The organism is Candidatus Infernicultor aquiphilus, from assembly GCF_002784285.1.
GTDB lineage: Bacteria > Atribacterota > Phoenicimicrobiia > Phoenicimicrobiales > Phoenicimicrobiaceae > Infernicultor > Infernicultor aquiphilus.
In genome coordinates this window covers 1-13,054 of record NZ_PFKO01000024.1, presented here as the reverse complement: position 1 = coordinate 13,054, position 13,054 = coordinate 1, and the positions used below count along the sequence as shown (strand labels likewise).

Here is a 13,054-nt window from a genome sequence, read left to right as displayed (position 1 = left end):
TATATTAATTTTAATATAATCTATTGTAAAGAGATAATCAAGCAAAAGAGGAGAATATAAATAAATGAATGTTAAACATTTTCAAGATTAATTTGACAAGCAGTAACTATTACCATAAAATTAATGTGAAGTTTATAATTTATAAAAATATAATTGGTAAGGGGAAGTAAAATTGATTAAAAGTATGACTGGTTATGGAGTAGGAAAGATTAAAAGAAGAGACCAAGAATGTTTAGTAGAAATAAAAACTTTAAATAATAAATATTGTGATATTATGATAAAAAATTCGATGCAATCTTTAGAAATTGAACAAAAAATTGAGAAACTTATAAAGGAAAAGATATTCAGGGGAAAAGTAAATATATTAATAAAAGTAGAAAGCTATGCTTCTGAAAAAGAAAAAGTAATATTAAACGAAAACTTATTTAATTCTTATTGTGAAGCCTTAAAAATTTTAAAAGAAAAATATAAGTTCAAAGATGAAATAAATATTGATTCTATAATTAAATTTAAAGATATTTTTCAAGTGGTAAAAAAAGAAGAAGAAACTGGTAAGATGTGGCCTTTGATAGAGGAAGCAGTAAATAAGGCTTTAGATTCTTTATTGGAGATGAGAGAAAGAGAAGGTAAAATTCTTATTAATGATATAAAGAAAAGAATAAAAAAGATTACAAAGTTAATGGACAAGATTGAAAAATATTCAAAATTATCTTTACTGGAATATAAAGGCAATTTTTTAAACAAATTAAAAGAATTAACCAATGGTTTAAATGTGGATGAAGGAAGGATTGAATTAGAGGCAGCAATATTTGCTGGAAAGAGTGACATCACTGAAGAAATTATTAGAACAAAAAGCCACCTTATTCAATTTAATGATTTACTAAATTCTATGGAATCTGCAGGAAGAAAGATGGATTTTTTAATCCAAGAGATAAATCGGGAAATCAATACTATTGGTTCAAAGAATAATAATTTAAAGATAACTTCCTTAGTTATATTAGTGAAAAGTGAATTAGAAAAGATAAGAGAACAAGCTAGAAATATTGAATAATAGGAGACATTGAAAATGGTAAATAATTTAGTAAATATTGGTTTTGGTAATTTTGTGAATTCAACCAGAGTTATTACTATTTTAAATCCAGAACCTCGTTCCGCACCAATGAAAAGGATAAAAGAAGAAGCAAAAATTCAGAAGAAATTAATTGATGCTACCTATGGGAGAAGAACGAGAGCAATAATAATTACTGATAGTAATCATATAATTTTATCTTCCATTCAACCTGAAACTATTGCCCATAGATTCACTGAAGCTACTGGACAAAACCTTGAATTAAAAGAAAATGTTACCAAGTAGGTAATTTTAAATATGACCGATGAAAAAGATTTTTTACCTTTTCTTTCTGAAGGCAATATGCCATACGCCATATGCCATACGAAATTAAATAGAGGTTTACTATTTGTTATCTCTGGCCCTTCCGGGGTAGGCAAAGGCACCTTGCGAAAAAAAATATTTAAAATTTTCCCAGATTTAAAATATTCTGTCTCGGTGGCTACCCGCGCTCCTCGAAAGGGAGAAGTAGAAGGCAAAGATTACTATTTTGTATCCGAAGATAAATTTAAAAAGATGATAAAAGAGAATAAATTCGTAGAGTGGGCCTTAGTACATAGAGATTACAAAGGTACGCCTATAAATTATTTAATAGAAACACTTCAAAAAGGAGAAGACGTATTATTAGAAATAGACGTACAAGGAGCAATGCAAGTTAAGAAAAAATTTCCTGATGGTGTTTTTATTTTTATAGCCCCTCCCTCCTGGAAGGATTTAGAAGATAGATTGCGTAAAAGAAAGACAGAAGAAGAAAAAGACCTCAAAAAAAGATTAGAGGACGCTCATACAGAAATGAAATATACGAAAAACTATGATTATTTAGTAATTAATGATAATATAAAAGAGGCCATGAAAAAACTAAAATCCATAGTAATTGCGGAAAGATGTAAGATAATAAGTTATTAAAAATAGATTTGAATTATAAAAATAATATATTTTTACTAAAAGGAAGGAGGAGAACCAAGCGTGGAAGAAAATAAATATTTATTAACTATGATGATAGCCAAAAGAGCAAAGCAGTTACAATCTGGTAGTAAACCTTTACTGATCTCCAAACATAAGCAGCCAATTTTAATTGCTTTAGAAGAGATAAAAGCAGGAAAAGTGTATCTTAAAGAAGTTCAAGAATCCCAAAAATCTGAGGAAAAAATTAGAGAAAATATAATTAAGGATATGGAATAATTAGAGTTAGGTGCTTAGTAAGATATAAATAAAAATGAAATTCAGGAGTCGGGAGCCAGAGGTTTAACAAGATACGAAATATGGTGAGGTAAAAAGGTGTTAAAAGGAAAGAAGATTCTACTAGGAGTTACCGGAAGTATAGCTGCTTATAAAGCAGCAGAAATATTAAGTTTATTGAAGAAAAAAGGTGCAGATGTATTGGTTATTATGACTGAATCAGCCACAAAATTTGTACAGCCTTTGACCTTTTCTACTCTTTCTGAACATTCCACCGTAGATAATTTGTTTTCTTTAAATGATAAGATAAAAATCACCCATGTTTCTTTAGCCCAATGGGCTGATTTAATATTGATTGCTCCAGCTACAGCAAATATTATTGCTAAAATTGCCCAGGGCATTGCTGATGATATGTTAACCACTACCGTGCTAGCTTCTAAAGCGAGAGTTGTTTTTGCTCCGGCAATGAATAAAAATATGATAGCTAACCCTATTTATCAAGAAAATGTTAAAAAACTATCTGCTTTAGGTTATGAGTTTATTGATTCGGAATATGGTCCTTTGGCTTGCGGAGAGATAGGAGAGGGTAGATTAGCCGATATTAGGGATATCGTAGATAAAGTTGAGTATGCTTTAACTTTTAAAAAGGATTATCTAAATAAGACTGTATTGATTACTGCTTCCTGTACCAGAGAACCCCTTGATAAAGTAAGATTTATTTCTAACTATTCTTCTGGCAAGATGGGTTTTGCTTTAGCAAAGATTGCTCAGGCTAGAGGAGCAAGAGTGATTTTAATTACCGGACCAAATTGTTTAGCTGCCCTAAAAGGAATTAAAACAGTTTTAATTGAGTCTGCTGAAGAAATGAAAAAAGAGGTTTTTAAATACTTTTCAGAGGCAGATATAATAATTTCAGCCGCTGCAGTGGCTGATTTTCGACCCAAAAAAGTATTCTCGGGAAAGATTAAAAAAGAAGAAGCTGAAAAATTGGTTATTGAATTGGAAAGGACTTCTGATATTCTTTATGCATTGGGGAAGAGAAAGAAAAATAAAATATTAGTAGGATTTGCCGCTGAAACTGAAAATTTAGTAGGTAATGCCCTTAAAAAATTGGAGGAAAAAGAATTAGATTTAATTGTAGCTAATGATATATCTGCAAAAGGAACAGGATTTGGATCAGATGATAATAAAGCTACGCTTATAAATAGTAAAGGAGTAGTTCAAGAATTAACCCTGATGCCCAAAAGCGATCTAGCCGAAAAGATCTTAGATGAGATTCTAAAGATAAAGTGAACAATAGAATTAATGAGTTTATTAATATGTATGGTGAAAAGAAATATGCAGAAATAGTAATCTTAGAATATAATTTCAATAAAGTATTTCACTACTGTATTCCCCCAGATTTAAGAGACCAAATAGCTATAGGGATGAGGGTATTAATACCTTTTAGAAATAAGGTAACCACCGGATGCCTGGTGGGGTTTTTATCGGAATCAAATATAAAAAATTTAAAAAATATCCTGCAAATAGTGGATAAAAAACCCCTACTGACTCCCCAGGTAGTAAGATTAACCAAATGGATTTCTAATTACTATCTCTGTTCCTGGGAAAAGACGCTAAATTATGTTATGCCTAAGACCCGGAAGGCCTGGCTTAACAAATTTGATAAAATAGACCTTCCCCCCTTAAAGCACTGTCTATCTGAAGATACTAAATCCCCGGATAAGGAAAGTATAGAAAAAATTATCCAAAAGCAAAAGTTTCAAGTAATTCTAATGCGCAGCAATGACTTTACCAGGAGGGTGGAATTTTATTTCAACTGTATAAGAAGGGTATTAGAGAAGGGAAAGCAGACTATTATATTGGCTCCTACAGAGTCTCATTTATCAGAATTAGCCAGATTGCTGGAAAAAGAATTTAAGGATAATATGGTAGTCTTTGATGAAAAGATTGATCAAAAAGCTAAATATTTTCAGTGGATTAAAATAAGAAATTCACAAGTAGATATAGCTTTAGGGATGAGATCAGCTATATTTGTGCCTTTTGATAAGTTGGGCTTGATTATTGTTGACCGAGAAAATAGCAGTTTATATAAAGAAGAGAGAGCGCCAAGATATAATGCTCGAGAAGTTGCTTTAAAACGAGCAGAATTGGAGAAGATTCCCCTGATTTTAAGTAGTGAAACCCCATCCCTTGAATCTTATCAGAATGTTCTTCAAAAGAATTATCTGGGGGTGGATTTAATCTCCCCTGCCCAAGATGAAAATTTATTAAAAAATAAAATAATAGATATGACTAAAGAAAAGTCTAAAAAAAAGATCATCAGCTATGAACTTCAGGAAGCTATTTTGAGAAGTTTAAAGAGAAAGAAACAGATGGTGCTTTTTTTAAACAAGAGGGGCTTTTCGAGTTTTATGATTTGCAACCAATGCGGCTATATACCCAAATGTTCTGATTGCAATATCTCTCTTTCTTATCATTTAAATATTCAAAAACAAGCTCAACTGGTGTGTCATAACTGTGGGAAAAAGACAGAAGTAATGAAGGTTTGTAGTAAATGTGGTAGTAAAGATATTCGTCCCTTAGGAATGGGAACTCAAAAATTAGAGAGTGAAATTAAAAAGATGTTTCCGCGGGCTAAAATAAGACGCTTAGATCGGGATTCCTTAATTAAAAATGATGATTATCGACAAATCTTAGAAGAATTCAAAAAAGGAGATATCGATATATTAATAGGCACTCAAATGGTGCTAAAGGGAGCAGATTTTAGCAATACAGATTTAATAGGAATTATTTCCGCTGATACCTTGCTGAATTTACCAGATTATCGTTCAGGAGAAAAGACCTTTCAACTACTTAGCGAGGTTATTTCTTCTTTTAAGAAAATTAGTTCTCCTAAAGAAGTAATTATCCAAACTTTTAATCCCGAGCATCATTGTATCATTGCTATAAAAGAACAAGATTACCATTATTTTTATCAAAAAGAAGTTGAATTGAGAAAAGAATTGAATTACCCTCCCTTTACTCATATCATTAAAATCGAGATTAAAGGGGAAGAAAAAGAGACCGTTAAGCAGAGAGCAAAACATCTAATTGATTATTTAAATTCCATCCCTAAAATCAAAGAAGCCCCAGAATTTAAATTACTGGGTGCCGAAAATATGGTCTTACGGAAATCTAAAAACCACTTTCAAGTACAATTTATAATAAAAGTAAAAGATTTAGAAAAATTTAATCAGGCATTTAAGGAAGGATATGATAAAATGTTATTAAGTCATTTCGACCAAGAAAATAAGTTAATAATTGATGTTGATCCGGTAAAGATGTTATAAATAAAGATTACACAGATTAAATCAGCGTAATCTTCCTTTAATCGGTGGAATCATTGCTAAAGCAATAGGAGAAAAAGATGGCAATATTAGAAATTAAAGAATATGGAGAACCTGTTTTGAGAGAAAAATCATTAGCGGTTAAAGAGATTACTCCAGAAATATTGAATCTCATAAGAGATATGGCAGAAACAATGTATACTGCTTCTGGAGTAGGCCTTGCTGCTCCCCAAGTAGGGGTAACAAAAAGAATTATTATTATTGACGGAGAGGAAGAAGGGTTAATAGTATTGGTAAATCCAATGCTGGTTAAAAGTGAGGGAGAAGTTATAGAGGGAGAGGGTTGTTTAAGTATTCCTGGTGTATATTGCGAGGTTAAGCGTTCATCAAAAGTAACCGTAAAAGCACTTAATGAAAGTGGAGAGCCGATTAAAATCACCAAAGAGGGTCTATTGGCCCGGGCACTGCAGCATGAGATCGATCATTTAGAAGGTATTTTATTTGTGGATAGAATAGGGAAAGTAAAAAGGCAGCTATTGTTAAATAAATTAAAAAAACAAAAGAATTAGTAAAATTCTGGATACTAACCGAAGAGGGGATGATTTTTATACTTAAGATCATTTTTATGGGGACAGCAGATTTTGGAGGACCAGTTTTAAAGAAATTAATAGATAGTAAAGAAAATATAGTAAGTGTAATTACCCAGCCGGATCGCCCTCAGGGTCGTGGTAGAAAAATATTGCCTACCCCCATTAAGGAAATTGCTCTTAATATTAATAGGGGAATAGAAGTATTTCAACCAGAAAATATTAATAATGATGATTCTATAAAAAAAATAAAAGAATTTGACCCGGATCTTATTTTAGTAGTTGCTTATGGTCAAATTCTTTCTAAAGATATTTTAAATATTCCTAAAGTAGGATGCTTAAACATTCACGCCTCATTGTTACCTAAATATCGAGGTGCTGCCCCCATTAACCGGGCTATTATAAATGGTGAAAAAGAGACGGGGATAACTTTTATGTTTATGAATGAAAAAGTAGATGCTGGTGACATTATAGATCAACAGAAAATAACTATTTTACCAGATGAAACCTACGGAGAACTTTATGATAGATTATCTAATTTAAGTGCTAAGATGATCAGTACAATTTTAGAAAAGATAGAAGAAGGAAAGATAAAAAGAATATCCCAGGAGAGTAAATTGGTAACTTTTGCTAAGAAAATGACTAAACAAGATGGGGAAATAAATTGGAGTGAAAAGGGAGAAAAGATATATAATATAATAAGAGGAACTACTCTCTACCCTGGTGCCTTTACCTCTTATAAAGGTAAAAAACTTAAGATTACTAAGGCGAGATTTTTAGGCAATTATCAAAATGAAAATGAGGTTGAACTAAGTTCCTCAATCCCCGGTAGTGTATTTAAAATTGAAAAAGAGAGCATCCTGATTTCTACCGCTGATAAGGGAATTATAAAGATATTCAGGTTGATTCCGGCTGGTTCAAAAGAATTAACCGCCAGCCAGTTTGTCAATGGTTATAAGATTAAAGTAGGAGATATTTTAGGTAAACACACCTAAGACACACCTAAGACAGTTTATAAATATACCTAGGACAGGCGTCCCCCGTTTTCACGAGGGCAAGCCCGCCTGTCTATTGAGGCTTAATAAGAGGAGGATTTTATGTTTTATTTCGATAGTACCATGTTTATTTTATTACCAGCTATAGCTTTAACCCTTTATGCTCAATACCAGGTAAAGACCGTTTATGTAAAGTATTCAAAAATATTAGCAAAAAGCGGATTAAGCGGGAAAGAAGTAGCTGAGGAATTATTGCGGCAAAATAATTTAGTAAATATAAAAATTGAACCGATAGAAGGCAGCCTTTCTGACCACTATGATCCCAGACAGAAAAAGTTAGGCCTATCCAAAGAAATTTATTATGGTAAATCATTAGCTGCTCAGGGAATTGTAGCCCATGAAATAGGCCATGCCCTCCAGGATGCAGAGAAATATTTTCCGCTCGCTCTTCGCAGTAATTTAGTGCCGGTAACTAATATTGGATCTCGAATGGCTGTTCCTTTATTTTTAATTGGATTTTTATTTACTCTTCCCGGGTTAATGGATATCGGCATTATTGCTTTCTCTTTAGCAGTGCTGTTCCAGGTAGTCACTTTACCGGTTGAATTTAATGCCAGCAATAAAGCAGTAGGCTTATTAGTGAAAGCAGATATTGTTTCAGGCACAGAAGAAATTAGTGCAGTTAAAAAGGTTTTAAATGCTGCTGCCTTAACCTATCTAGCCGCTGCCGCAGTAGCAGTTATGCAGTTGTTAAGACTTATAGTATTGAGAAATAGAAGAAGATAGAAGGAAATATAAAATAAATTAAATCTATGGATAAAATAAAAGTTGACCCGATAAGAGAAATCATCCTAACTATTTTAGTTGAAATTGATTCTAAAGAGGGCTATATCAATATTCTAATCAATAAATCATTAGAAAAAAATAGAAGTTCTACCTTAGATGCAGCTTTTATCAATGAGATAACCTATGGAGTGATAAGAAACCGAAATAAATTAGACTGGGCGATAGCTCAATTTTCCAATCGGGGTTTATCTGAAACTCCAATATTGATTAAAAATATATTGAGAATGGGTGTTTATCAATTACTATTTTTAAATAAAGTTCCTGATTATGCAATCGGTAATGAAGCGGTACAATTAGCTAAAAAATATGGAAACCTGGGGATGTCTAAATTTGTAAATGGTGTTTTAAGGAATATTATTCGAAATAGTGGGAATATTAATTGGCCTGATCAAGACAAAGAACCTGCCTTATATATTTCCACCATTTATTCACACCCCCTTCAGATAGTTGAACGTTGGTTAAAAAGATTTGGATTTGCCGATACGGTTAAAATATGTGAAGCAAATAATAAAATACCAACTTTGGTAATTAGGACCAATACTTTAAAGATATCTCGACTAGAATTAAAAGATATTTTGGAAAAAGAGAACATTTCGGTAAGAGAAAGTATTTTTACCGAAGAAGCATTATATGTTAAAGGCCTTTCCAATATCACCAAAATTCCCGCTTATCAAGAAGGATTATTTCAGATTCAAGATGAAGCATCGATCTTGGTCCCTCATCTGCTCAAACCTCTACCTGGTGAATTGGTAATTGATGTTTGCAGTGCCCCAGGAGGAAAGACTACCCATCTTGCCCAATTAATGGCTAATCAGGGTAACATTCTGGCTCTGGATAGTAATGGGGCAAGATTATTAATGGTAAAAGAGAACTGTCGGAGATTAGGAATTGAGATAGTAAAGACCCAGATAAAGGATAGCACTAGATTAGATAAGAATTATCTAAAGAAGGCAGATAAGGTTTTAGTAGATGCTCCCTGCACCGGGTTGGGGGTGTTAAGGAGAAAACCTGATTTAAAGTGGCAAACTTATGATTTAAACAGATTTAAACAATTATTCGAACTGCAGGGGAAGCTATTGGCTACTGTCTCTAATTACCTGAAAGTGGGTGGGAGATTAGTTTATTCTACCTGTAGTACCGAACCAGAAGAGAACGAGGAAGTAGTAACCAAATTTTTAGATAAAAATCCTAATTTTGAGTTAGAAAATTTAAATGAATTTATAAAAGAGCGAAAGTTAAAAGTCTATCCATCAAATCAGAATAAACAGAAGAAATTTTTTCAGATAATCCCTGGACTTTCCAATTTAGATCTAGATGGATTCTTTATGGCAAAAATGATCAGAAAAGGATAGGTTCATAAATGAACTGGATAGTGAAAATATTTAATATTATTTTAAAATCATTGGTTAGTATTATTTTTATAATTTTTATAGTGCTGGCTGGGGGAGTAAGTGCCTTTATAATATATCAAAATGTATACTCTGTTCCAAATACTGTCGTTCCTTCCATAATTGGTGAGGAATTAAAAGTTGCCCAAGAAAAATTATATAATGCTGGATTACAGCTAAAGGTTTCTGGTGATGAATTTGATAAAAATATTTCCCCCAATAAAATTATCACTCAGGATCCAGCCAGCGGGTCAACAGTAAAAAAGAATCGGGAAATTTATGTGGTGATAAGTAAAGGGAGTAAGGCTATTGCTTTAAATATTCCCGATCTTAGAAATAAAGAGCTAAAAGAAGCCACGGCCATCATCGAAGAATACGGCCTTACTTTAGGCAAAGTCACCTATAGCAAACATTTTTCCGTACCTCAGGGGGTAGTTATTGCTCAGACCCCTGAAGCGGGAAATATAGTTTCAGATAATAATACAATTAATCTATTAGTTAGTAAAGGATCTTATTAATATTACATATATGGTGTGGAGATTAATCCTCTCTCTTCAAGTGATATGATTATGGTGGATTTACCCTCTCCCTTGAAGTGAGGGTGAAACATTTTCTGTCATTAGGCGTAGGGGTCGGATTTATCCGACCCTCTGTCATTGCGAGGAGCTTTACAAGCCTGCCCCTGTGAAAAACAGGGGAAGCAATCCCTATTTCCAATGTAGGACAGGCATCCCCCGTTTTCACGAGGGCAGGCCCGCCTGTCTAGGTAAGGAGGTGTATTAGGTGAAAGAACAAGAATTAAAATACTGGTTAGCCTGGAATAAAATATCAGATATAGGACCAAAAAGATTTCATAAATTGATGGAATATTTTGGTTCAGCCGAGAATGCCTGGTCTGTAAAATCAGAAGAAATATCCAGAGTGCTAAATTTGAGCAACAAAATATCCTCCAGGATTTCCGAAGAAAAAAATAATATTACTCCCGAACAAGAATTAGATCTATTAGCTAAATATAAAGCCAATGTTTTAACCATAAAGGATGATTTATATCCGGAGAATTTAAAAACAATTCACGATCCTCCCCCAGTTCTATACTTTAAGGGGAACATTATCGAAAAAGACAAAAATTCTATTTCCCTGGTCGGTTCAAGAAAAGCTACCTATTATGGAAAAATGGTTGCAGAAAATTTAAGCAAGGATTTAGCTTTAGCTGGATTGACTATCATAAGTGGGATGGCTCGAGGAATAGATACAGCGGCTCACAAAGGTGCATTAGCAGTCCACGGTCGGACCATCGCGGTATTTGGTTGTGGAATTGATCTTATTTATCCCCCTGAAAATAGAAGGTTAGCGAAAGAAATAGAAGAGTCAGGAGCATTAATAACTGAATTTTCTTTTTCTACTTTGCCAGAAAGGCAGAATTTTCCCCGCAGAAATCGTATTATCAGTGGATTAAGTTTGGGAACAGTGGTAGTGGAGGCTGGTGAGAAGAGTGGTGCATTAATAACTGCTGATTTTGCCCTCGAACAAGGCAGAGAAGTCTTTGCGGTTCCAGGGAATATAACCTCTTCCTTGTCAAATGGTACGCATAATTTAATCAAACAAGGAGCGAAGTTGGTAAATAATTATCGAGATATTCTGGAAGAAATTCCAGGAATTGTAGTCCAAGAAACAAATACCAAAGAAATAAGTGCAGAAAAATTTTCTCTATCTGAAGAAGACCAAATAATTTATAAGATAATTTCCAACGAACCTATCCACATAGACGAAATTATTGAAGTTAGCAAATTATCTGCCAGTAAAGTTAGCGAGATATTACTAAACCTCGAATTAAAAGATTTAATAAAAGAGATTGAAGGTAAAAAATTTATTAAACTATAATTTTATTGCCTTAATAAGGCTGATTTAGTATAATATAAAAAGTCGGGGCGTAGCGCAGTATGGTAGCGCACCTGAATGGGGTTCAGGGGGTCGGAGGTTCAAGTCCTCTCGCCCCGACCAGAATATCTACTTTAAATCTACCTTTTACCACCATATTTTTTACCTTTCTATCCCTGATTATTTTGTAGGGGGCGGATTTATCCGCCCCGTTCCTTCTTCGGGGGGGGGGACACTAGGTTAAAAATTTTTTTAAATAATAACAAAAAGATTAATCCCAAAAGGAGGTTGACCATGCTCTTATTAACCAGAAGTGATATTCAAAAATCTATTTCCATAAAAGAAGCCATTCAGGTGGTTAAATATGCTTTTGCTGCTTATTCATCCGGAAAAGTTACTATTCCAGTTCGCACTCAGATAAAAATTCCTCAAGAAGATGGAATTATCCTTTATATGCCCGGATATATCGAAGATTCAGGCGCTTTAGGTTTAAAAATTGTATCTGTATTTCCCAAAAACAGAGAGAAAAATCTACCTACCACAAATGCCTTTATTTTATTAATCCATCCAGAGACGGGATTACCATTAGCTGGATTAGAAGGAAATTATTTAACTGCCCTTAGGACTGGCGCTGCTTCCGGTGTGGCTACTGATTACTTAGCCAGGAAAAATTCTTCAACAGTAGCGATTATTGGTGCCGGATTTCAAGCCAGGACTCAATTAGAGGCAGTGTGTTTGGTACGAGATATAAAATCAGTAAATATTTATGATATTAATGAACAACAGTCCATTAACTATTTGGAACTAATGAAGAATAAACTTTCCAACCTTTCCTTAAAATGGACCATAAGTCCTTCTTCGGGAAAAGCTATTGAAAACGCAGATATTATCTGTATAACCACTACTTCTAAAACTCCGGTCTTCCCTGGAGAAAAAATAAGACTTGGAACTCATATTAATGCGGTTGGTTCATTTACTCCTCAGACGCAAGAAATTGATATTCAAACCCTTTTAAAGGCGGATAAAATATATGTTGATTCTATAGAGGCTACTTTAAAAGAAGCCGGTGACTTCATTATCCCCCTTCAGAAAGGTCAATTTGATAAAGCAAATATTACTGGTGAAATCGGGGAAATAATTTCCCATCAAAAAATAGGTAGAGAAAATAAGGAAGAAATTACTATTTTTAAAACAGTAGGCTTATCTATTCAGGATATGGCTACCGGATTTTTTATTTACCAAAAAGCAAAAAAATTAGGATTAGGAAAAGAATTTTCTCTGGATTAAACCGATTATAGTTGTTACTTATGCATGCCTTGTTGGTATTATTATACTAATTATTTCTGTATACCCTTGTTTTTAATTTCAAAAAACTTTCCCTCAAAAGCAGGACTTTCCCAGCTCTTTGTCGAATATAATAAAAATGATATATAATCATGTAGGACAGGCGTCTCGCCTGTCTACTCTAATTCTATTAAATATAAATAAAAGAGAATATTTAAAAAATGTTCTATTTTAAAACAAAAACCAAACTCACTCTTATCACTCTTACCATAATTATCCTTACCTTAATCTTATGCCTTTCTTCCTTTGCCAAAACCGAAGTCTACTTCTCCCTCTCGGAAAATCCCCAAAAAGCTATCATTAAAAATATTAATCAGGCGGAAACCTACATTAATATAGCCATGTACACCTTCACTGATCAGGAAATTGCCCTCTCTCTGGCCAATGCCCAAAAAAGAGG

Annotated in this window: 13 protein-coding genes, 1 tRNA gene and 1 pseudogene; all 15 read left to right on the top strand. The window is 33.3% G+C overall.

Translation table 11 applies throughout. The annotated features are described in order from the left end of the window. Nucleotides 1-172 precede the first annotated feature (172 nt). The gene (locus COZ07_RS00815; protein WP_406606714.1) at nucleotides 173-1,051 is read left to right on the top strand and encodes a YicC family protein; all 879 of its coding nucleotides are present in this window, start codon (nucleotides 173-175) and stop codon (nucleotides 1,049-1,051) included. A gap of 15 nt (nucleotides 1,052-1,066) precedes the next feature. Further along, nucleotides 1,067-1,354 (top strand): DUF370 domain-containing protein, encoded by a 288-nt coding sequence (locus COZ07_RS00810; RefSeq protein ID WP_406606713.1) that lies wholly within the window; start codon nucleotides 1,067-1,069, stop codon nucleotides 1,352-1,354. Nucleotides 1,355-1,366: 12 nt separating this feature from the next. Further along, nucleotides 1,367-2,014 carry a guanylate kinase gene (gmk, locus tag COZ07_RS00805; RefSeq protein WP_406606712.1) on the top strand — a complete coding sequence of 216 codons (648 nt, stop codon included), beginning with the start codon at nucleotides 1,367-1,369 and terminating at the stop codon, nucleotides 2,012-2,014. 60 nt (nucleotides 2,015-2,074) lie between these two features. Further along, the gene (rpoZ, locus tag COZ07_RS00800) at nucleotides 2,075-2,290 is read left to right on the top strand and encodes a DNA-directed RNA polymerase subunit omega (RefSeq protein WP_406606711.1); all 216 of its coding nucleotides are present in this window, start codon (nucleotides 2,075-2,077) and stop codon (nucleotides 2,288-2,290) included. A gap of 96 nt (nucleotides 2,291-2,386) precedes the next feature. Next, nucleotides 2,387-3,580 carry a phosphopantothenate--cysteine ligase family flavoprotein gene (gene coaBC / locus COZ07_RS00795; RefSeq protein WP_406606710.1) on the top strand — a complete coding sequence of 398 codons (1,194 nt, stop codon included), beginning with the start codon at nucleotides 2,387-2,389 and terminating at the stop codon, nucleotides 3,578-3,580. Then, nucleotides 3,577-5,619 (top strand): primosomal protein N', encoded by a 2,043-nt coding sequence (gene priA, locus COZ07_RS00790; RefSeq protein ID WP_406606709.1) that lies wholly within the window; start codon nucleotides 3,577-3,579, stop codon nucleotides 5,617-5,619. Before coaBC ends, priA begins: the two co-directional genes overlap by 4 nt. Before the next feature lie 77 nt (nucleotides 5,620-5,696). Beyond that, complete coding sequence (gene def, locus COZ07_RS00785; protein ID WP_406606708.1) at nucleotides 5,697-6,185, top strand: peptide deformylase; 489 nt, start codon at nucleotides 5,697-5,699, stop codon at nucleotides 6,183-6,185. Between the two features lie 29 nt (nucleotides 6,186-6,214). Further along, the gene (gene fmt / locus COZ07_RS00780) at nucleotides 6,215-7,198 is read left to right on the top strand and encodes a methionyl-tRNA formyltransferase (protein ID WP_406606707.1); all 984 of its coding nucleotides are present in this window, start codon (nucleotides 6,215-6,217) and stop codon (nucleotides 7,196-7,198) included. 102 nt (nucleotides 7,199-7,300) lie between these two features. After that, nucleotides 7,301-7,984, top strand: a complete 684-nt coding sequence (locus COZ07_RS00775; RefSeq protein ID WP_406606706.1) for a zinc metallopeptidase — start codon at nucleotides 7,301-7,303, stop codon at nucleotides 7,982-7,984. A gap of 26 nt (nucleotides 7,985-8,010) precedes the next feature. Continuing rightward, entirely contained in the window at nucleotides 8,011-9,396 is a 1,386-nt protein-coding gene (gene rsmB / locus COZ07_RS00770) for a 16S rRNA (cytosine(967)-C(5))-methyltransferase RsmB (RefSeq protein WP_406606705.1), read from the top strand. Nucleotides 9,397-9,404: 8 nt separating this feature from the next. Continuing rightward, nucleotides 9,405-9,950, top strand: coding sequence for a PASTA domain-containing protein (locus tag COZ07_RS00765; RefSeq protein WP_406606704.1), 546 nt, complete (start codon nucleotides 9,405-9,407; stop codon nucleotides 9,948-9,950). A 265-nt stretch (nucleotides 9,951-10,215) separates the two neighbouring features. Beyond that, nucleotides 10,216-11,313 (top strand): DNA-processing protein DprA, encoded by a 1,098-nt coding sequence (dprA, locus tag COZ07_RS00760; RefSeq protein WP_406606703.1) that lies wholly within the window; start codon nucleotides 10,216-10,218, stop codon nucleotides 11,311-11,313. A gap of 43 nt (nucleotides 11,314-11,356) precedes the next feature. Continuing rightward, a tRNA-Pro gene (locus COZ07_RS00755) sits at nucleotides 11,357-11,433 on the top strand. Between the two features lie 171 nt (nucleotides 11,434-11,604). Continuing rightward, nucleotides 11,605-12,597 carry an ornithine cyclodeaminase family protein gene (locus tag COZ07_RS00750; RefSeq protein ID WP_406606702.1) on the top strand — a complete coding sequence of 331 codons (993 nt, stop codon included), beginning with the start codon at nucleotides 11,605-11,607 and terminating at the stop codon, nucleotides 12,595-12,597. Between the two features lie 218 nt (nucleotides 12,598-12,815). Next, nucleotides 12,816-13,054, top strand: a pseudogene (locus COZ07_RS00745) (hypothetical protein); the annotation flags it as partial.